We start from the raw sequence: 21,245 nt of genomic DNA on the forward strand, positions 1-21,245 counted from the left end.
AGAGACGCATCACATGCGTCTCCCACATGCAAAGCATCGTTGCTTGTCCTCTCGCCGTTGTTGGTGTTGTCACCAACAACTTTTCATGCGGCATTTCAGAAAATAAAAATCATAGGAGTTGTTGGTGACAACACCAACAACGGCATATTTTCATCATGTTCCCTCAGGGTCTCTCGCAGAGGACCCTGAGGTTCTTTGCGTTCTAAACATCTACCAGGATATTCAGAACAGCGAACCGGCGTGGCGTAGACATCAGGGTCCTCTGCGAGAGACCCTGATGGGACGTTAAAGAGCATGTCATTGCGAGCGTAGCGCGGCAATCTCGTAGCCAATGCATGTCCGGTCTGTATAACTACGAGATTGCTTCGTCGTTCCTCCTCGCAATGACATGGCTTTTTAAACCAATAATTTCAACTGATCTGCATCTTCCGTACACTTATGATGTTGTCGCCAACAACTGCATAGAAACCGATTTTATCCCCTCAATGCATCAAATAAAACTTAGGATAAAGCTTTTCCCCTCCAGCTACCTTCAATTCTATCAGGGTTTGATTCTCATTAGCTTTATCAGCCATGTAATGTCCGCTTAAAGCATACACGCCTTTTTTCAAATGTAATAAAGCTTTTTGCGGTTCTACATAAGTGTTCAGCCCGGGTCTAATTACCGGTACTTCATCCAAAAACAAAGCGGGGCTAACCTCAAAACCGGTAGTTAATTCATAATCCGCTTCCTTGTCTATTTTGATAAAGCCTTTAATTTTAACCCAGTTGATAAACCCTTCGGTTGCAATTTTAACGGGTACAATCAGGCTTGTTTCGCCGGTTTCCGTTGGCTTTTCATTTCCCAGCCTATCTATATCGCGTTCCCTCGTTTTAAAAACCTCGTAAGCCATTCCGGGTTTGAGGTTAGCAACTTTTTCATGTGCAGGCTTGATATTCACCCGCCTGATGCTGGCCATTTGGCGAATGTGCTGATCATTCAATGTCCAGGTGGTGAAGGTTCTTAAACCGATACTGTCTTTTAAGGGTACATTAATGTTTACCGGGAAAGGTACAGCCACGCTATTGGCATCCGGCATTTTGCCGTTTAACGCGTACCGAACTTTAGCTCCTTTCAGCGGGTAGCTCAGCGTTAGTTTAAACCGGCTTTTATTGGTAATTACGTTGCCTACGCCGTCAATATCAGGCAGACGGGCGTTGAAATCCCACAACTTAAACAGGCCGTACTGGTTTTTCATTTTCCAGCCAAAGCGCTCCAGGTCTTTTTCATTCTTCGGGCTCCAGGTGAGTTCGGCTACGGCGAGGGCACGGGGGTAAACCATGTATTGCAGGTGCTGCGCGTTGGGCACCTTTTCGTTCCAGATATTGCCCTGGGCACCTAAGATATACTCGGCTTCGGCATTGGTTAGTTCTTTCGACTGCGGCTCATAATTATAAACCATTTGCCAGGTAACCGGCGGGTTCCAGCCTATCGGTTCCAAATCTTCGTTAGCCTGCGGAGCATCAAAGTACATGTATGGCAGCGGCGTCATTACTACATGATGATGCATCCTGGCGGCAGCTATCCCTCCTGCTTCGCCCTGCCAGCTCATTACTGTCGCTGACTCGGCAAGGCCACCCTCCAAAATCTCGTCCCAACCAACCAACTTCTTATTTTTTGACAGCAGGAACCTTTCTATCCGTTTAATAAAATAACTCTGCACTTCCTTTTCGCTTTTCAGATGCTCGCGCTTCATGAGGGCAACTGCTGTAGGGCTTTTGAGCCAATCGGCCATTTCGGCCTCATCACCGCCAATGTGAATGTATTGGTTCGGGAACAGTGCTATCACTTCTGTCAGCACATCTTCCATAAATTTGAAAGTATATTCACTCGGATCAAGCATCCGCACGCGGTGTTTAGCCCCTGTCGAATCCTGGCAGCCCAGTTGCGGGTAAGCAAAAATAGCAGCCTCGCTATGGCCCGGCATTTCAATTTCGGGCAGGATGGTCACAAATCTGTCCTGCGCATATTTGATCACATCCCTAATTTCATCCTTGGTATAAAACCCGTCGCGACCGTCATCTATCAGGTTGTCCAGCTTACGGAATTCGCCGCGTTTGGCATAGTAGCTGATCCTGGCACCAACTTCGGTAAGGCGCGGATATTTATCAATCTGGATGCGCCAGCCTTCATCGTCGGTTAAGTGCCAATGAAACACATTCAGTTTGTAATGTGCCATTACGTCGATGTATTTTTTTACTTCATCAACCGTAAAAAAATGGCGGCTTACATCAAGGCTTAGGCCACGCCAGCCAAAACGTGGCTGATCGGCTATGGTACAGGCGGTAACTTTTAGGGGCGCAGTTTTATCTGTCGGCAACAACTGAGTTAGTGATTGTACCCCGTAAAAAACACCAGCCCCGCTACCGCTGATACTTACCGATGCAGGGTTTACATTCATGGTGTAGGCACTCTCCGCGTTCGACCAAACATTGTTTAACCTGATGGCTGTTTTAGCAGGGATCTTTTCAAAAACTTTTACCGTTGTTTGCAGGCCGTAGTTTTGATTAAGGTAATCCTGCAGGTATTTGCCTATTGGTTCGGTCTCTTTATTAACCCCGATCACCGCATTGTTACCTAAAATAAAACTACCCTTCCCTGCTTTTAAACTTACCGGCTGCGGGATGATATGAAACTGTGCTTTTACCGTTATTGCCAATAAAAGCAGTGAGGTGAACAGTAAAATATGTTTAAAAAATGGTGTTTTCTTCATTTCGGTAGATGATGAATAAAGATTATACCTTAATGGTAATATTCCTTTTGTAGAGGATCCAAACCGGGATAAAAATGATCAGCACAGTCAGGATAGCTCCGGCCAGTGAAGCGTTTTCGGGCGAGAGATATGGCACAAATAACTGATTATAAGTGAACGACCATAAATTGGTTTTACCTACCGGGATGGCAGCTATTAAAGCCGGGATAATATCGGCCAAAACATAGGCAGCAATAGCATTGCGCCCGAACGCTAAAAATGGCGGCAGCAGGGCTTTATTCCCTTTGATATCAATAAACCAGTATGACAATGCAAGAATATTAATAGCCAGCCCGGCAGTAAGCAACACGAATGAGCTTGTCCACAATTGTTTGTTAACTGGAAAAAATGGATTCCAGATCAAAGCCAGTATGATCAATACGATGCCGGCTCCCATTATTTTAAGCAGATCAGCACTGGTTTTAAGTTTGCCCATTTTGAGCCAGGTACCGGTGAATACACCTAACAAACAGGTAGCAACAGATGGGATTGTCCCAAGCAAACCCTCCGGATCCCAGGTTTTGGATGAACTCCAGAGGTGGTTTTCGGTAAATACCGATCTGTCAATCCAGGCGCCCAAATTGGTTGCCGGTTCAAGGTTAGGTGTACCGAAACCCGGTACAGGTACCAGCGTCATCAATAAAAAATAACCTATTAAACAGCTTACAGCGATAATTACCTGTGTACGGATGTCGGTTTTAACGTACAGCAAGGCAGTTATGCCAAATACAAGCCCGATGCGCTGCAACACACCGGGAAAACGCAGATGCGCGAATTGAAAATCGTTGATCAGTGGTAAACAAACGCCAAGGGCTATGATAAACAGCGTACGGCGCAGGATGGATAACAGCAATTTGTTATGATTAGCTATATCCGCTTTTTTACTTTCCATGGCATATACGATAGATACGCCTACCATAAACAGGAAGAAGGGAAACACCAGGTCTGTTGGGGTACAGCCGTTCCATTTGGAGTGTTCAAGCGGCCAGTAAATATGGCCCCAATCGCCGGGGTCATTTACCAGGATCATAGCAGCTACGGTAAATCCCCTGAAAAAATCAAGCGACAAAAGTCTTGGGCGGCTTGTCTTTGTTGTACCTGTGTTTTTAAGCGCTTCCTGCTGATTGATTACCATAGTTGCTATGTATTACAGTACTATTAGCTATTTTTTTTATGGGTTTTTAAAATGTATTTGAACTGGTAAGTACCCGAGCCCACATCCATCTGCATATCACCGCCGGCCGGTTTGATGTTAGCGATATCTTTATTGGTGTTAATGTCAATATTACTTTCTGTCACCGGACCATCAACCGCCGGTAGGGTGACCGTGGCAGTAGTATTTGGCGGCACAATTACATCAAGGGTAAAAATACCGTTATCAATACTCCAGGCCGATTTTACCTTTCCGTATAATGTTTCCAGCTCGGCATTGGCATTGGTCAATTTACCGCCGGGATGCGGGAAGATATTTATTTTATGAAAGCCAGGGCTACTCTCGTCGGTATTGATCCCTGCTATAACACGGTACATCCAATCGCCAATGGCGCCGTAAGCATAGTGGTTAAAGGAGTTCATTTCCGGATCTTCAAAAGTACCATTGGGTTTTATGCCATCCCAGCGCTCCCATATGGTAGTTGCCCCGTTTTTTACGGGATAAAGCCATGATGGGTATGATTCTTTCATCAACAGGTCATAGGCAATATCGGTATGACCGAAACGACTTAACACATGACAGATATAAGGCGTGCCTAAAAAGCCTGTTGTAATGTGTTCATCATAATCTTCAATATTATTTACCAGCCTTTTGGCGGCAGATTCGCGCAGGTTTTCGGGCAGCAGGTCGAAGTTCAGGGCCAGTACATATGATGTTTGTGTGCCGGAGATCATACGTCCGTTAGGTGTAACATATTCTGCCTGAAAAGCCTTTTTGATATCAGCTAACAGCGCGGTATATTTTTTAACATCATCTTCCTTACCCAATATAGTAGCGGCATTAATAACCAGCTGAGTTGAATAAGCATAAAAAGCCTGCGCTATCAGGTTTTTATCGGTTAGGGCGGCGCCATCCTCATAGTCGGTACCGGCGTAAAACAGCCAGTCGCCAAAGTGGTTACCGGTGTCCCAAAGGCCGTTTCGGGTGTGCCGGGTAATGTAACCCACCCAGGCGGTCATGCTTGGGTACTGGTTTTCCAATACCTTTTTATCGCCGTAAGCCAGGTAAATATTCCAGGGGACAATAGTTGCCACATCGCTCCATCCTGAGGCTGCTGCCGAAGCGCTATCCAGCATGTTAGGGATCACATAGGGCACCGCGCCGTTTTTATGCTGGTCGGCCGAAAGATCTTTTAGCCATTTGGTAAAAAATCCGGCCACATCCATATTGAAGGTAGCGGTGCGGGAAAAAGCCTGGGCATCGCCCGTCCAGCCCATACGCTCATCGCGCTGGGGGCAGTCGGTAGGTACATCGATAAAATTGCCCTTTTGCCCCCATTGAATATTATGCTGCAACTGGTTAATGAGTGGATTAGAGGTAGAGAACATACCCGTTTGCGCCATATCCGAGTACAAGGCAAAGGCAACCACATTGGTCGAATCCAACTGGCCTTCATATCCTTCAACCTTCAGGTACCTGAAGCCCTGGAAGGTAAAATGAGGTTCGAATGTTTCAATACTATCGCCCTTAAAAACATAAACGTTTTCCTGTTTGGCTGTACGCAGGTTTTTTGTGTAGAAGTTCCCTTTCTGATCCAAAACCTCGGCATGGAACAGCTTTACCGTATCGCCTGCTTTTGCCTTTAATTTAAACTGCACCCAGCCAACCAGGTTTTGCCCAAAATCAACCACATGCTCGCCCGCAGGAGTGGTAAATACTTTGAGCGGCTTAAACATTTCGTGCTTGCGCACCGGCGGACCAAATGTGGCCACTAAATTTTCTTTAACGGTATCAACGGTGCGTACCGAATCCCAGTTTAAATCTTTGTAAGCAATGGTCGACCAGCCTTTCTTCTCCTTGCGGGCATCATAAACTTCGCCATCAAAAAATGATGATGAACGGATCGGCCCATAAGCTACCTTCCAGGTTTTATCCGAATTAATGAGTATCCGTTTACCGTTGGTATACACCACCTCTAACTGAAAAAGCAAACCAAGCTTGGTGCCGTACACATTCTTTTTTCGATTATAGGTATAACCACGGTACCAGCCGTCGCCAAGGGTTACGCCAACAGCGTTATCGCCTTTTAGCAGGTCGGCAGTTACATCATAAACCTGGTATTGCAGGCGTTTATTGTAACTCGTCCAGCCGGGGGCAAAATAGTCGCTGCTAATTCGTTTACCATTAAATTGCGCCTCATATAAACCGTGGGCAGTAATGTATAAATGCGCCGCACGTACCTTATGATCAAGCTTAAATGTTTTCCTGAACATGGGGCATGGGCCACCGGTAGTATCCGACAGGTAATTATTTTCTATCCATTTGGCGCTCCAGTCGGCGGGTTTAAGCAGGCCCATTTTCCATGAGTTAACCATGCTCCATGGGGTAACCTGCTGCCGGTTATTCCAAACGCGTACCTGCCAGTAAACTTTCTGACGTGAAGCGAGCGCAGGGCCGCCATAGTAAACATGCAGCGATTCATTGGAGTTAACTTTTCCCGAGGTCCAGAGCAGGTCTTTACCTTTCAGTAAGGATACGGCATTACTGCCTACCCTTATTTCATAGGCAATTTGCTGAATGTTGCGATCCCGGGTTATTAGTTTCCAACCAAGACGGGGAACGGCATCGTCGACAGAGATGGGGTTTATTTTGTATTCACAAACCAGGTTATCAACCCGGAACGGCGGAGGAACAGGCGGCACTTTTTGTGCTTGTACAATTATTGGCAGAAAAGAAAAAAACAATATAATAACGCGTGTGCATACCTTTTTACACATACCTTTTTTGGGGTTTTAATAGTTCATGCTATTAAATAAACTTTAACAGCAATATTGTTTTGATATGCACCTGAAATTTTTCATCGAGCCTGCCCACAAAATGTGCGTTCATCGCAATATACACCTATAAACGTAATATAGCCGGGTAAAAGTTTCACCCTGGCCATGTAACATTATTAATGTTCGAGGTTTGCTTCATTTAAAGGATACTGGAACAGCAGGCGGATATTGCTATAGGCAGCAGAATTAATTTGCCATGAGCTATTTTTATACGCCCGTTCGCTGATAGCATGTGCTTTCATTACCTCAACGGCCTTGCCGGTGCGCAAAAGGTCAAACCAACGGTGGTTTTCAAACGCAAGCTCAACCTGGCGCTCGTGTGCTATGGCAGCACGGAACTCCTCCTGGCTGGTAACGTTCAAGTCGGGATTGGCATTACCCATTGATTTAGGTTCAAGCCCCGCGCGCTGCCTAACCAGGTTCAGATATTTGAAAGCATCGCCACCTGCTGCAAAGCCTTGTTCGTTTAAACACTCGGCAAGCATCAGGTAAACATCTGCATAACGATAAACCGGGAAGTTGTTGCCGGTAATGCCTTGTACCGATCCGATGCTCTGATACTTCTTTATGAAAGGCAGATCGATGCCGTACTCATCTGATGTAAAGTTTATCAGTGAAGCATCTTTCCTTTTATCGCCTTCTTCATAGGCATTGACAAGGTCCTGAGTAGGGATATTCCAGCCGTTTTGAGCATTGTTACCGATGTAAAAGCCGGTAACATCATTATCATAGTAATCCCATGGGATGAAAGTATCTATAAAATCAGCCCCCAGGCCGTTAGGGCCTTCAATATACTGAATTTGAAAAATTGACTCGGGGCCGTTTTCCTTAGCAATATCAAAATTATCCGCATAATTAGCGTTAAGGTTATAGGCCCCTGACGATATAACACTGCGTAACAGTGGTATGGCTAAATCAAATTTCTTTTGGGTCATATAAACTTCGGCCAGCATGGTTTCGGCAGTACCTTTGGTTACCCTGCCTTTATTAGCGGTGGTTTGGTATTTTACAGGTAGTTTAGCTATCGCGGCCTGGGCGTCCGCGATGATCTGGGTATAAACAGCAGCTTCCGGTGACTTAGTGGACAGGTCATAAGCATCACCTACCGATTTTGGCTCGACAAGCACCAGCGGTACATCACCAAACATACGTACCAGGTTAAAATAATTGAACGCCCGTAAAAATAAAGCTTGCCCTCCTATGGTATCGGTAGTGGCGGCATCAAGCTTGGCAGCCGGCAAGCGATTGATGATAACATTGCAGCGGCCGATACCGGTGAAACAGGAGCTGAAGTACGCCTGCACAATATCATTATTATTCAATTCGCGAAACTCATCCAACTCCTCCTTATTGTTGCCTGAACGATCGTAAGGATCATATTCATATGAAGTATTATCAGACCGCATTTCGCCCATTGCCCAAAATGACCCGTTATATAAACCCTGAAGAGGGGCATAGGCACCATTAATAGCCTGAACAAACTGGGCCTTTGTTTTAAAAAAGTTGGCACTGTTTTGAGTATCTGTGGGTTGCAGGTTAAGATAATCCTTTTTACAGCCGTAAAAACCAATAGCTGCGAGGCTAAGAAAAAGGTATATGTTTTTTTTCATGTCTTCTGATTCTTAATGTTGCTCAATTGTGTTTTCAAAAATCGCTGTATCCACTAAAATGTCACGTTACAACCTAATGTGTAAATTGCCGAAACAGGATAGCCTGTAAAATTCACATTGGGTGATAACGAACGGTTACCCTGTTGCCCCTCAATGCCGACCTCGGGGCTGCCTCCTTTATAACCTGTAATCAGGATGGCATTTTGAGCGCTGAAGTATACCCTGAAGTTTTTGCTGAATTTTGTTTTGAAATTGTAACCGAGATCAATATTCTTCACCATTAAATACGAGTTGCTCTCTACCCAATATGAGGGATAAAAATCGCGGGCAAGGCCAGTGTTTGAAGTAGTAGTAGGCAATATGCCGGCCCCCGGCTGCTCCGGTGATCTCCAGCGGTTTATAACACTTTGCTCAACATTAAAAATACCATCCAAATTGGTTGTAAACTGTTTGTACATATCAAACACATGCCCCCCTACCGAGCCGGCCGAGATAATGTTCAGGTCAAATTGTTTGTAACTGAAGTGGTTGTTAAAACCAAATGCAAATTTAGGCCAGGGGTTGCCAATAGGTACCTGGTCTTTACCATCAATAACACCGTCATTATTAACATCCTTATACCTGATATTGCCAACATTTTCACCTTCAAAATGCGGGTATTTGTCAAGTTCGGCCTGGCTTTGGAATATACCTTCAAAAATATATCCGTAAAACTGCCCAAGCGGCAACCCTACCAGTGTAATACTGGTTGGGTTGTCATTCCGGGGCGCGTCATAGATTTGAGGTGTAGGGCCAAGGCTTATAACCTTATTACGATTTAACGATATATTAAAATCTGTACTCCAGTTAAAAGCTTTGCTAACTATGTTTTTGGTGGTTACCGTAAACTCAAAGCCGCGGTTACGCACGTTGCCAACATTTGATAACGCGTATCCGTAGCCCGAGGCTATCGGCACGGGTATATATTGCAGTAACCGTTCGGTAAAGCGGTTATAATACTCGGCAATTAAGTAAACCCGGCCTTTAAATAACGAAAGGTCCATGCCTACATCAAACTGTTTGGTTGTTTCCCAGCCAACTTCAGCATTACCGAGATCCGTAATTGACTTTCCGGGAGCCAGTGCTCCGCCAAAAGTATAATTGGTTTCGTCTACAGCGGCTACATAGTCGTAGTTACCCACGCTGTTATTACCCGCGTGACCGTAGCTGGCTGTGAATTTCAGCTGATCGATCACATTTGTTTTTGGGAAGAATGATTCGTCAGAGATCCGCCAGCCGCCCGATACTGAAGGGAAAGTTCCCCACCGGTGCCGCGGTGCAAACCTTGACGATCCGTCGCGGCGTATGGAGGCGCTTAATAAATACTTATCCTTATATGCATAGTTCACCCTGCCAATCAGCGATAATAGCCTCCATTCCTCGTCACCGGCATTAGCTGTGATAATGGTAGCGGCCCTTACCGAACGGACTACATCGTCGGGAAAACCGGTGCCATAGGTTAAACGATAGTGACTGGTTTCCTGCTGTATTGAATAGTCGCCCAAAACAGTTAATGTATGACTGCCCCACGTTTTTTTGTAGGTTACGGAGTTTTCGCTAAGCCAGTTGAAGGAATTAGACGAATTAAATGATCCTATAGCTTTAACCTGGTTTCCGTCCTTATTGGGAATGCGGAAGCTTCCTAAAAACGACGGGCGAAAGTAATCGCCATTGCTATTCTGATAATCAATACCAAAAGTAGATTTTACATCTAAGCCTTTAATTATTTCCCAGTTAACGTATGTATTAGCCAACGTACGGAATTGTGAATACTTATTAGTGGTATTAACCAGCTCACTTACCGGATTGGCGTTAAGTGCTGTGCCTGCGATATTCCCGTTTCCCTCCGAACCTACCACATTGGTATATGAACCGTCGGGCTGTTTCACCGGCGTAAGCGGGCTTTCAAGATAGGCCTGGCTTAATACAGCCTGGTCAAAATGCCCGTCTGTTTGTTGTAATTTACGCTGGCTGTAAGTTGGAGCGATGCTAAGACCGGCCGTAACATTTTTAAACAGATCGGCATCCATATTGACTTTTACCGAATATCTCCTGAATCCGGTGTTAAGCACCGTACCTTGCTGATCAAAATATCCCAATGAAAACAAAGAGCGTACTTTATCGGTACCATTTGAAACAGTAACATCATAATTTTGCATAGGCGCATTACGGGTAACTGCATCATACCAATCAGTACCTTTGCCAAGTGCTTTTGGATTCCTGAACGCCTCAGGCACCTGGTCCATGCTGAACGGCACTCCGTTCACTTTATCCAGATCCTGCAAAGCTTCAATACGCCACTGCGCGTATTGTTCGGCGGTCATCATTTTTAATTTGCTTTTGGGCAATATGGTTTGAACACCTGTTGAAGTATTTACCGTTACTGACGACTCGCCTTTTTTCGCCCTCCTGGTAGTGACCAAAATAACACCGTTTGACCCTCGCGAACCGTAAATAGCTGTAGAAGCAGCGTCTTTCAATACACTGATATTTTCTATATCGTCGGGATTGATGGTACTTAAAGGATTTTGATATTGATCAAACCCCGGAGAAATGGGGAAACCATCAATTACATATAAAGGATCATCACCGGCACCCACTGAACCGGCGCCGCGTATATTTACAGAAACACCACCACCCGGAGTACCGGTTACCTGGTTTACGGTTACGCCCGCAAGCTGGCCGGCCAGTTTCAAATCAAGACTCGCTGTTTTGATCTCTTTGATATTGCCCATTTTTACCGAACCAACAGCACCCGTTACATCCTTACGCTCCTGGTTGCCGTAACCTACAACAACTACCTCCTTTAATTCCTTGTTATCTTCACTTAAAACAACGTTGATAGTTGTTCTTTTATTAACCGGTTCTTCTTTGGTTTGAAAACCGATAAATGTAAATACCAAAACTGCATTATCTTCGGCATTTAGGGAATACTTACCGTCCACCCCGGTTATGGCACCAACATTGGTGCCTTTTACTTTAACATTAACACCCGGTAACGGCTGATTTTTATCATCTACCACAATACCGCTTATGGTTATGGGTACCTGGGCAGTGCTTACATCGGGCGTTTTCTTTTTATTTACAATGATATTTTTATCATCAATAACATACGTTAGAGGCTCATCCTTAAAGCATTGCTGCAGCGCCTCCTGTAATGAAGCGTTAGTTAGTGAAAGATTAACCGGTTTGGTTTTTGAAATATCTTTATACCTGTAAAAGAAATAATAGCCGCTTTGCTTTTCAATTGCTTTAAAAGCTTTATCAAGTGCTATCCCCCTCGCATTCAGGGTTATGGATTGTGAAAAACTTTTAGCACTTAGCTGCAGGCAGCCGAGAGTTAGTAATAAGACGGTTAATCTCATCGTCAAAAACAGTTTTGAATGTGTACCAAAGGCACTAAATACTTTACCAGTAAAGTTTAAATGCATAACTTCGTGATGTTTGGGTTAAAAAAATCTGTTATTGAAAACTCAGGAAAGCTTGATCCAATTCATTATGCCGGAAGCGTTGCAGCGCTTCCGGCTTTTCTTTGATTTAGATAAGGGGAGCTTAGGTTGGAATATTTTGAGATTATATCGTCAGTGTTTCTTCATAGTTTGGGTTTAGCAGTTAAAAATCAGCTGCCGGTATTTAAGGCGTAACAATTATTTTTTTGTTCTCAATCCTAAAACGCACGTGGCTTAATTCAAGGATGTGCAATACCTGCGATAGTTTTACATCCCTGCTGATCTTACCTACAAACTCATCATCAGGTATTTTACCTTCGTATATTACTTCGGTACCATACCACCTCGAAAGCTGCTTCATAATATCTTGTATGTTTGCCCGCTCAAAGTCAAAGAAGCCATTTTTCCAGGCCACCGCCTCGTCGGTATCAACATCAATAATTTTAATGTTTTTATCATTTATAATGCCCTGCTGACCGGGCTTTAGTAAATTACTTATATTACCCTGTGTTAATTTCACTGATCCTTCAAGAAGGGTGGTTTTAACAGCGGCCTCATCATTATAGGCCATAATATTAAAATGCGTACCAAGTACGGCCACTTTAATGTCTTTAACCCTTACATTAAAAGGCTTCGCTTTATTTTTGGCCACTTCAAAATATCCTTCACCGGTGAGTTCAACATCCCGTTCATTGCCAGTGAATGCCGTAGGGAATTTTAAAGATGAGGCCGAATTAAGCCAAACCTTTGAACCATCAGGAAGCACTACCCGGTACTGGCCGCCCCTAGGGGTGCTAATGGTGTTATAGGCAACCGGGCCATTTTGCTGTTGGTCCTTATCTGCGGTGTAAACCACCTGCCCATCCTGCGTTTTATTAATACTGGTGTTACCCGATTGATTCAGCAAGCCGATCTTAGCCGAATCGAGTATCAATTTGGAGCCATTGGCAAGGGTTAAAACAGCCCTGTTATCGCCAGGCTCAACGTCATGCTTTACAATTGCTTTGTTTTGAGCCACCAGTTTTTGCTGTTCATTTTTAATACACCAATGATAAACAGCAGTACCCGATAGCAGCAATATGATAGCTGCGGCGGCCACATTTCTGAAAAAGTGCAGCTTTATAACCCGGGGCTGCGCGTTAAATGCCGGCTCGGCTATCGCCTGCCTGATATTAGTTAACATGCGGTCTTCCAGTTCCTGCTTTACACCAAGCACTATTTCGTCCCATTCGTCGGTATCACCCTGAAAGCTTTCAAAAAAATTCAACAACTGTTCCTTGTCCGCAGCAGTTGCCTGCCCGGCCAGGTATTTATCTATCAGTTGTAAAAATTCTTCCTTTTGCACAAATGTGGTTTTGATAAGGAGAGTAAAAAAACGGGGGTATCCCCTACGTCGAAATGAAAAAAAATTAAAATATTTTATGAATAAGCTTTAACAAACGAATGTTAGCCGAAAAATCAATTATTCCCCCAAAAAAATCCAGCAAAAAGCTGTTTAAAAACAATCAGAATATCTAATCACTCAATAGAATTTTCATTGCCGTTGGTTTTAACCAACGGAATATTAAATAGCGATAAAGAGGGCTTTAGCCTAAACCCACCTGCATAATTGGGCTAAAGCCAGACTTTTCGAATTATTTCACCGTTGGTTAAAACCAACGGCAATAAATATCTTACATTTTTAAATAGCTAAGATTTCATTTGATGCTATTTATCTAAAAAAAACATCAACGCTTCCAGGATAAAAGCGGAGCCTAACGAGCCGCGCAACTGGCGAAGCGCTTTGGTTAAATGATTTTCGACGGTTTTAGTGGATATATTTAGCTGCAGGGCTATTTCCTTATGACTAAGGCATTCTTCGCGGCTCAGTTTGTAAACTTCCCGGCATTTTTCGGGCAGGGTATCAATCACCTGGTTTATTTGCAGTAGCAGTTCTTTGTGCTCAATGGTGTTGTGGGTAGCTGGGGTGTGCAGGCGCTCAATCAGATCGTCAAAAATCTCGCTTCTTACGGGCGTACCTGTGCGGATTTGCCTGTAAACCCCGTAACGTACCGATGCATACAGATAGGCTTTAAGCGATATATTGATCTCCACTTCGGCCCGGCAATCCCAAAGCTTAATAAACAGTTCCTGGATAATATCCTCGCATGCCTGCCTGTCTTTTAAGATATTATAAGCCGCTTTAAAAAGTGAAGCCCAATATCTCCTGTAAATCATGGTAAGCGCCGCTTCATCATCAGCCTTTAACCGGCTAATGAGCTGCATATCGCTCATCACAATTTTGTCGGGCATAGTTTACTAATTAAGTTCGTCCGGGAAACAAAGGCTAAAATTACTTAAATATTAATTTAATATATTTAAAAAGTAAAAATAAGCTTATACGCTAATTATGAATCACTTAACCATCATTTCAAACTACCGGTTATTAATATAAAATAACCCAAAGGTTATCAAAAGCATAGGCATAACTTATTTATTATACAGGTTGGTCAATGCTATCCGGCAAAAAAAGAGAGCCGCCCCTCCGGGCAGCTCTCCACTCTTAAACACTCAACTTTGAAAACAATCAATTCTTCAGTATTTCGTTTGCCAACACAATTTCTTCAAGGGAAATAGTATGCTGGCGGCCTTTATATATTTTGAGGGTTACATCTGCATTTAATTCTTTTAATATTTCAACACTGTCATTAACCCTGCTAACCGGTACATGCGGGTCGGGGTCGCCGGTGGTGACCAGTACCAGGGTATTGTTAAAATCGCCTTTATAGTTTCCCTTAACCAATTCCTCTCCTATCAATCCGCCGGTGAAAGCGATAATCCCGCCGTACCTGCCGGCATTTCGGCCGGTATATTCAAGCGTTAAACATGCGCCCTGCGAAAAACCAAGGAAATAGATATTTTCCTTTGCTATTCCTTTTTGCCTGAGGTCCTCAACCAGTTCGTCAATCACTTCAAGGGCCGAATCAAGTGCCGGTTGATTATTTTGCACCGGGGCCATAAAACTGTAGGGATACCAGCTATGTTGATTGGCCTGTGGCGCATAGATAGCGTAACCATCTAATTCGAGATGATCTTTAAGTGAGATCATGCTGCTTGCCGATGCGCCGCGGCCATGCAGCATAATGATGGCTTTTTTGGCCTGTTCGGCGGGAACTCCCGCCGAAACAACCTGTTTTGTGTGCCTGTACATCTGTTTGATTAAACTAATGATGGTAATGTTTTTTCCAACTCGCCGCGCAGGTTTTCATACTGTGCAGGTAATTTTAAACCTGTGCCCAATAATTCGGCTGGTTCATCAACCGCGAAGCCTGGGTTGTCGGTTGCTATCTCAAACAAAACACCACCTGGTTCGCGGAAGTATAATGAGTAGAAATAGTTTCTGTCTATTTTGTCGGTGATATGCAAGCCAAGGTTGGCTATCTTTTCACGATATTCCATCAATACTTTTTCGTTTGGTACACGGAATGCTACGTGGTGAACAGAACCACCTGCTACATGACCGGCAACTTCTCCCGGAACTTCCACCAAATCAACTATAGCTGCATTGTCGACAGCATCGGTAATAAACCTGTAGCGGTTAACATGTTGTTCCAGTAAGCGATAGCCTAATACACCGGTTAATATTTTGGCTGTAGCCTCAATTTTATTTGATGTAATGGTAATGCTGTGAAAACCTTTGGTTGCATTGGCAGCAGTTACTTCGGCAGTTTCCCATGGTGTGCGGTTATCGGCTTTTTTAGGAACGATAAGCTCAAATTTCAAACCATCAGGATCAAGGAAAGTAAGATACTGCTCACCAAATTTTTCGGCCGGTTTGTTGTAGATCACATTGTTGTCTTCAAACCTTTTCAACCAGAAATCCAAACTACCTTCAGGTACCGAATAACCAATTTCAGTTACCTGCCTTGCGCCCCGGCGACCTGCTGTGATACCTTCCCAGGGGAAGAAAGTAAGGATGGAGCCGGGAGTACCATTGCCATCGCCATAATATAAGTGATAGGTACCAGGATCATCAAAGTTTACAGTTTTTTTAACTAACCTTAAGCCCAATACACGAGTATAAAAATCATAGTTTTTTTTGGCATTGCCTGCAATTGCAGTGATGTGGTGAATGCCGTTTATAGTGTTTTCCATTGTTTTCCTTGTTTTAAATATTTTAATACTTGCTGTGTTATTATGATTCAAAATTACGGTCAAAATCGCCGGCGGCACTTGATGTAGGATAAGAAAAACGGGGGAGTGTTTTTTTATTATTAAACGATTTCATTATCCGCCTTTCGGCAAAAAAAGTATATTCGGTTTTACATTTACATTGATGATCAGTTATAACTTATTCTTCTCCAGACCCATAAAAACTGTTGCTTTTGTTTTGTGTGTTGCATTTGCTTTGCCGGGTAAAGCTCAGATCTATAAACAGGGTGTCATACCTCAGCCGGTCAAAATAAAAAGTGACAATATAAACTATACGTTTCCCCGGGAGTTTGTCATCGGTTTAGGTCCTGGTATTAAAGCAAGTAATGTCACTTTTTTTAGGCATTACATAAATTTGGCAAGAGATATCCATGAAACCGAGCCTTTTGTAAATCACAAAAAGGCTACATCAAATTTGTGGCTTCAGCTCGATCCAAAAAGCATTAGCCAGCCCGAAGGGTATACCTTGATGGTTAAACCTCATCAAATAATCATCACCGGGCATGATGAAGCCGGTGTTTTTTATGGCTTACAATCGCTTATTCAATTGTTAGATATCGATAAAAGTAAAATAACGGTTAAAGGTTACACTGTTACCGATTATCCCCGTTTTGCGTATCGCGGAATGCACCTTGATGTAAGCCGTCATTTTTTCAAGCCAGAAGCTATCAAAAAATGGATAGACCTGTTGGCATTATACAAAATCAACACCTTCCACTGGCATTTAACTGATGACCAGGGCTGGCGCATCGAAATAAAAAAATATCCTTTACTGCAAAGCATTTCGGCTTACCGCGATGAAACCATCATTGGCCACAAAAAGGATAGTCCGCACAGGTTTGATGGTAAACGCTATGGCGGTTATTATACCCAGGATGAGGTTAAGGAAATTGTAAAGTATGCCACCCAAAGGCACATTACCGTAATACCGGAAATTGAAATGCCGGGCCATGCATTGGCGGCGCTGGCCGCTTATCCGCAATTGGGCTGCACCGGCGGGCCGTATAAAACCGCTACCTATTGGGGCATTTTTGATGATGTGTATTGCGCCGGCAATGACGAAACGTTTACCTTTTTACAAAATGTGATGAATGAGGTACTGCCCTTGTTCCCTTCAAAATATATTCACATCGGCGGTGATGAATGCCCTAAAACCAAATGGAAGGTCTGCCCCAAATGCCAGCAGCGCATTAAGGAGGAACACCTGAAAGATGAGAAGGAACTGCAAAGTTATTTCATCGGCCGCATGGAAAAATACCTGAACAGTAAAGGCCGGCAGATCATAGGCTGGGACGAGATCCTGGAAGGCGGGCTTACCCCTGGTGCAACCGTAATGAGCTGGACTGGCGAAGAGGGTGGAATAGCCGCCGCCAAACAGCATCATGATGCCATCATGACGCCCGAAAAATATGTATACCTGGATTACTACCAGTCCCTCTACCCGGCCGAGCCATTAGCCGGCGGCGGTTACACGCCATTAAGCAAGGTCTATAATTACGAACCAATAACTAATGAATTAAGCGGCGAGGAAGCAAAATATATCAAAGGCGTACAAGCCAATGCCTGGAGCGAATACATGGCCAGCCCCGCACAGGCCGAGCGGCAATTGTTCCCGCGAATGCTGGCATTGGCCGAAGTTGCCTGGAGTTCGAAGAAAAATAAAAGCTATCCGGATTTTTTGAAACGGCTGAGGTACCAGCAGCATTTGCTTGAAAAGCTAAATATAAACGCGGCTGATGTATTTGACGAGATCACCGATTCTGTAATCGAAACAGCTAATCATCAGGTAGCGTTAAATCTCCAAACAACTTTACCCGGCGCTAAAATATTTTATACAACAGATGGTACTGAGCCGGGCTTAAACAGCCAAGGTTACACAGGTGCAATTACAATAGCATCATCAGGCATTATTAAAGCAGCTGTTTTTAATAATGGCAGGCAGCAGGGCCGAACCTATGAAAAATCATTTAGCATTCATAAAGCCATTGGCAAAACGGTAACGCTTAAAAACCAGCCGCAGGGAGGGTTTAATCCGGGCAATACCTTTGGTTTAGTGAACGGCATCTTCGGCAGCAAGCTTTATAATGACGGGCAATGGTATGGTTTCAGTGGCGATGACCTTGAAGCGGTAGTTGACCTTGGAAACGAGCAAAGCATATCAAAACTGGGTATCAACATCCTAAAATACCATTGGCAAAAAATGTGGGAGCCAACGCTGCTTACCTTTGAGGTATCAACAGATGGAAGCAATTATACCGAAGTTTACCGCCAGACTGATTTCCCGGATAACGGCATCAACGCTGTAAGGGCAAACATCAAAACACAGCAGGCAAGATATATCAGGGTTAAAGCAACTAACAAGGGCATTATTCCCCCTGGTGGGTATATTCCCGGGGCAAAGGCATGGTTAATGGTGGATGAGATAATTGTGAATTAATGAACTATGGTCGTCTGAACTCGAATTTATTGAATTAAGGGAATTTATTGAATTTGCTGAGCATTCTGTCCATTCTTTTAATTCAATAAATTCGGGTTCAGACAGAATTGTTAATCAGCGCAATCAACGAAATCACCCAAATCAGCGGTTATTTTTTTATATTTTTATACCAAACACTAATGCCTGCGTTATGTTGAGTAAAAAGTTTTTAATATTTGTCACGAATACTCATTCCCCAAGTGTAACTCAATGAGCAAAGTATTTACTATTACCGAAGGTTTGGAAAACATGGGGGCTTTACGAACGGGCGGTCAGGGCTCTGTTTATAAAGGTCGCCGCTATGGGCCTATTATCACAGCGGTAAAACTCCTGCCCACTCCTATTCACACCGAAAGCACCGACGATAAAAATTTTCGCAATTTCCAGAACGAGGTCGAAAAACTAAAAAAGGTAAACGAAGAGCCTAACCCAAATGTGGTTAAGATCCTTAATTCGGGCATTACCGAAAGTGGTTCGTTCCCGTTTATCGAAATGGAATATATTGATGGCCCCGATCTGGAAGACCTGCTGAAACCACCCCATGAGGCTATCTTCAGCATTAAAGAGATCATCAAGCTGGCCGATCAGCTGGCAAACGCGTTATCGCACTGTCACAAAGTTTCGGTAAAGCACGGCGACATCAAAAGCAATAATGTAAAGTTCAACGTACATACCGGAAACTACGTGCTGCTTGACTTTGGTCTTTCGGCCATGTCTGATGATCAGCGCCGTACCAGTATCCGTCATGCGGGCGCCATTGAATTTATGGCACCCGAGCAAAATGAAGGCCTGATGTATTTCCAAACAGATGTGTACAGCTACGGCATCATCCTGTATGAATTGATTGGCGGGCAGGTGCCTTTCCCGCTAAAAGATAATGGCGAAACAGCACGCAACGCCGTGATGCTGGCCCACATGGAGTCGGAGATGCCTGATGTAATGGAGCTGCGCCGCAAAAACCTGCCCGAAAGCTGGTCGGACGAGAAAAAAGAAATGCAGATGCAGGTTCCGGCCTGGTTATTACAGATTGTGGCTAAATGCCTGCAAAAAGACATCAATAACCGGTATGCCAACGGCATTGAATTGCAGGAAGCTTTGATGCAGGGTAGCATAGGAGCCATTAGTAAAACTAATCCTGATGAATCGTGGAACACCGAAGTTTTATTAAAGGAAAATGAACGCCTGCAAGGCCTCGTTTTATATTACCAGGAAAACGAGAACAAGCAACCGGCACAGGTAATCAGCGATGCACCTGCTGATAACAAAGTCGTACGCATGTCAAAGCCAATTTTTGTTTTGTTCATGATATTGCTTTGCGGTTTCACCGTGTTTTCGGCAGTGGTGATGGATAAGTTTGGCGGGCGTATTTATAATGGGGTGGTTAGCAGGCTGTTTAAGCCTTCAAAAAAAGCAACCGACTCGGCCGCAAGTAATAAAATTATCCTACCCCAAAAAAAAGACTCTGTACAGCAGCTTAAGACCAGTGATTACAAAGATGAGAGCAATATTCCGCCTGAAGTTGATTCAACCGCCGATTCGATATTGCGTAACATACAACGGGCAAAACAACAAAAGGAAGATACGCAGTTTTATCGCGATAGTGTGAAAAAAGCGGATACCTCTAATTTAAACTTTTAATGATTTAGCATATACAGAATGGAACCTAAATCAACATTTTGGAAACGGATAGGCCTTCAGGACTGGTTTTTACCAAACGGCAAACCAGTAAACGAAGAGGCTGTAAAAATAAAAGCGCTAACGCCCGATGATGTGTATTTATACATCATCGAAAAATTCAAGGAATCGATCAATCAGCTTTCCTTTGCCGACAGGATTGTTTTTTACCATGAATTTATCATCAGCTTTAACGAGGAAGATTACCAGGATTTTGTAAATAACCGCTCTGGCTTGTTCGGCATTATCGTTAATGAATCGGTAAAGAAGTTTTATGAGCTGCTGCGCGAACACCAGGAAGTAGGCAAAAAGGTGGAACCTTCAAGCTCAAAATGGGTATTCAGGCTGGTATCGCACCCGGACTATAAACGCGGCGATAAGGGTTTTATAGGTAAACTGCTGCCCGGCACAAGCGCTAAAAAAGAGGAGAACCTGCGGGTTACCTTCATTCCACGCCAAACGGGTGTTGCCCAAACGCTGGATATTAGCAATGAGGTTTTAAAAGGCTTTACATATTACAGCGAGGGTTATTACGAATTGCCTTATGCTAATGACCTGCAGCACAACGAAAAAGATGTAGTTAAGCCCGGAACCAAGGTGCTGGCCCGGCTGGAAACCATTATGCCCGATAAGCAGTTTGTTGGCCGCAAGGTGGAGTACCTGATCAAGGATGATGATATTGTTGTATCGGGCAGTGATGAGGAAAGGGACGAGCAGGCCGTGTTTAAGGTACCGTCTGAATGGGTGAACACCCCGCACCTGCGCATCAGGCTAAATAAAGCCGATGGTAAGTTTTACATGGCTTCTTTTGGCGAGCGCACGCTGATCAATGAGCTGGAAGTGGCCGGAAGCGACGTGAACTCGCCGCAATGGGTTGAGCTGCCGTTCAACTCCAGGATCCTGCTCAATGGCATAGTAGGTATTAACATATTCAAACCCGAACCATAATGTCACAGGTATTATCAATAGGGCTGCTGGCAATATGTGTGCTGTTATTGGTAGCTCATTTTATCGACATAAAAAA

The 21,245-nt window shown here is 44.0% G+C and carries 12 protein-coding genes; 3 read left to right on the top strand and 9 right to left on the bottom strand.

Going from position 1 to position 21,245, the window contains the following annotated elements:
• Positions 1-482 precede the first annotated feature (482 nt).
• From J3L18_RS17075 to J3L18_RS17115, 9 genes are all read right to left on the bottom strand, one after another.
• Entirely contained in the window at positions 483-2,753 is a 2,271-nt protein-coding gene (locus J3L18_RS17075) for a beta-N-acetylhexosaminidase (protein WP_129568505.1), read from the bottom strand.
• A gap of 22 nt (positions 2,754-2,775) precedes the next feature.
• On the bottom strand, positions 2,776-3,927 hold the full coding sequence (locus J3L18_RS17080; protein ID WP_129568504.1) for an acyltransferase family protein: 1,152 nt from the start codon (positions 3,925-3,927) through the stop codon (positions 2,776-2,778).
• 23 nt (positions 3,928-3,950) lie between these two features.
• Positions 3,951-6,722 (bottom strand): family 78 glycoside hydrolase catalytic domain, encoded by a 2,772-nt coding sequence (locus J3L18_RS17085; protein ID WP_129568503.1) that lies wholly within the window; start codon positions 6,720-6,722, stop codon positions 3,951-3,953.
• 176 nt (positions 6,723-6,898) lie between these two features.
• Positions 6,899-8,392 (bottom strand): RagB/SusD family nutrient uptake outer membrane protein, encoded by a 1,494-nt coding sequence (locus J3L18_RS17090; RefSeq protein ID WP_129568502.1) that lies wholly within the window; start codon positions 8,390-8,392, stop codon positions 6,899-6,901.
• A gap of 53 nt (positions 8,393-8,445) precedes the next feature.
• On the bottom strand, positions 8,446-11,796 hold the full coding sequence (locus J3L18_RS17095; protein ID WP_189549106.1) for a TonB-dependent receptor: 3,351 nt from the start codon (positions 11,794-11,796) through the stop codon (positions 8,446-8,448).
• A 268-nt stretch (positions 11,797-12,064) separates the two neighbouring features.
• Positions 12,065-13,225: a FecR family protein gene (locus tag J3L18_RS17100; RefSeq protein WP_129568500.1), complete on the bottom strand. Its 1,161-nt coding sequence runs from the start codon at positions 13,223-13,225 to the stop codon at positions 12,065-12,067.
• A 362-nt stretch (positions 13,226-13,587) separates the two neighbouring features.
• Positions 13,588-14,172: an RNA polymerase sigma-70 factor gene (locus tag J3L18_RS17105; protein WP_090531831.1), complete on the bottom strand. Its 585-nt coding sequence runs from the start codon at positions 14,170-14,172 to the stop codon at positions 13,588-13,590.
• A 274-nt stretch (positions 14,173-14,446) separates the two neighbouring features.
• The gene (locus tag J3L18_RS17110) at positions 14,447-15,070 is read right to left on the bottom strand and encodes an alpha/beta hydrolase (RefSeq protein ID WP_129568499.1); all 624 of its coding nucleotides are present in this window, start codon (positions 15,068-15,070) and stop codon (positions 14,447-14,449) included.
• Between the two features lie 8 nt (positions 15,071-15,078).
• Positions 15,079-16,014, bottom strand: a complete 936-nt coding sequence (locus tag J3L18_RS17115; protein ID WP_091172453.1) for a ring-cleaving dioxygenase — start codon at positions 16,012-16,014, stop codon at positions 15,079-15,081.
• A gap of 181 nt (positions 16,015-16,195) precedes the next feature.
• On the opposite strand from J3L18_RS17115, the gene J3L18_RS17120 reads away from it, so the two are divergent.
• The 3 genes from J3L18_RS17120 to J3L18_RS17130 all read left to right on the top strand — a co-directional run bounded on the left by J3L18_RS17120 (position 16,196) and on the right by J3L18_RS17130 (position 21,169).
• The gene (locus J3L18_RS17120; protein ID WP_129568498.1) at positions 16,196-18,508 is read left to right on the top strand and encodes a glycoside hydrolase family 20 protein; all 2,313 of its coding nucleotides are present in this window, start codon (positions 16,196-16,198) and stop codon (positions 18,506-18,508) included.
• A 249-nt stretch (positions 18,509-18,757) separates the two neighbouring features.
• Entirely contained in the window at positions 18,758-20,185 is a 1,428-nt protein-coding gene (locus tag J3L18_RS17125) for a serine/threonine protein kinase (protein ID WP_091172460.1), read from the top strand.
• Between the two features lie 18 nt (positions 20,186-20,203).
• Positions 20,204-21,169: a hypothetical protein gene (locus J3L18_RS17130; protein ID WP_129568497.1), complete on the top strand. Its 966-nt coding sequence runs from the start codon at positions 20,204-20,206 to the stop codon at positions 21,167-21,169.
• Positions 21,170-21,245: the final 76 nt, after the last annotated feature.

The sequence above is a fragment of the Mucilaginibacter gossypii genome (assembly GCF_017569325.2).
GTDB classification, from domain to species: domain Bacteria; phylum Bacteroidota; class Bacteroidia; order Sphingobacteriales; family Sphingobacteriaceae; genus Mucilaginibacter; species Mucilaginibacter gossypii.

Excerpts from the sequence above, each read along its gene's own strand:
- J3L18_RS17075 (WP_129568505.1), bottom strand. The coding sequence starts at position 2,753 with ATGAAGAAAACACCATTTTTTAAACATATTTTACTGTTCACCTCACTG.
- J3L18_RS17080 (WP_129568504.1), bottom strand. The coding sequence starts at position 3,927 with ATGGTAATCAATCAGCAGGAAGCGCTTAAAAACACAGGTACAACAAAG.
- J3L18_RS17085 (WP_129568503.1), bottom strand. The coding sequence starts at position 6,722 with ATGTGTAAAAAGGTATGCACACGCGTTATTATATTGTTTTTTTCTTTT.
- J3L18_RS17090 (WP_129568502.1), bottom strand. The coding sequence starts at position 8,392 with ATGAAAAAAAACATATACCTTTTTCTTAGCCTCGCAGCTATTGGTTTT.
- J3L18_RS17095 (WP_189549106.1), bottom strand. The coding sequence starts at position 11,796 with ATGAGATTAACCGTCTTATTACTAACTCTCGGCTGCCTGCAGCTAAGT.
- J3L18_RS17105 (WP_090531831.1), bottom strand. The coding sequence starts at position 14,172 with ATGCCCGACAAAATTGTGATGAGCGATATGCAGCTCATTAGCCGGTTA.
- J3L18_RS17110 (WP_129568499.1), bottom strand. The coding sequence starts at position 15,070 with ATGTACAGGCACACAAAACAGGTTGTTTCGGCGGGAGTTCCCGCCGAA.
- J3L18_RS17115 (WP_091172453.1), bottom strand. The coding sequence starts at position 16,014 with ATGGAAAACACTATAAACGGCATTCACCACATCACTGCAATTGCAGGC.
- J3L18_RS17120 (WP_129568498.1), top strand. The coding sequence starts at position 16,196 with ATGATCAGTTATAACTTATTCTTCTCCAGACCCATAAAAACTGTTGCT.
- J3L18_RS17125 (WP_091172460.1), top strand. The coding sequence starts at position 18,758 with ATGAGCAAAGTATTTACTATTACCGAAGGTTTGGAAAACATGGGGGCT.
- J3L18_RS17130 (WP_129568497.1), top strand. The coding sequence starts at position 20,204 with ATGGAACCTAAATCAACATTTTGGAAACGGATAGGCCTTCAGGACTGG.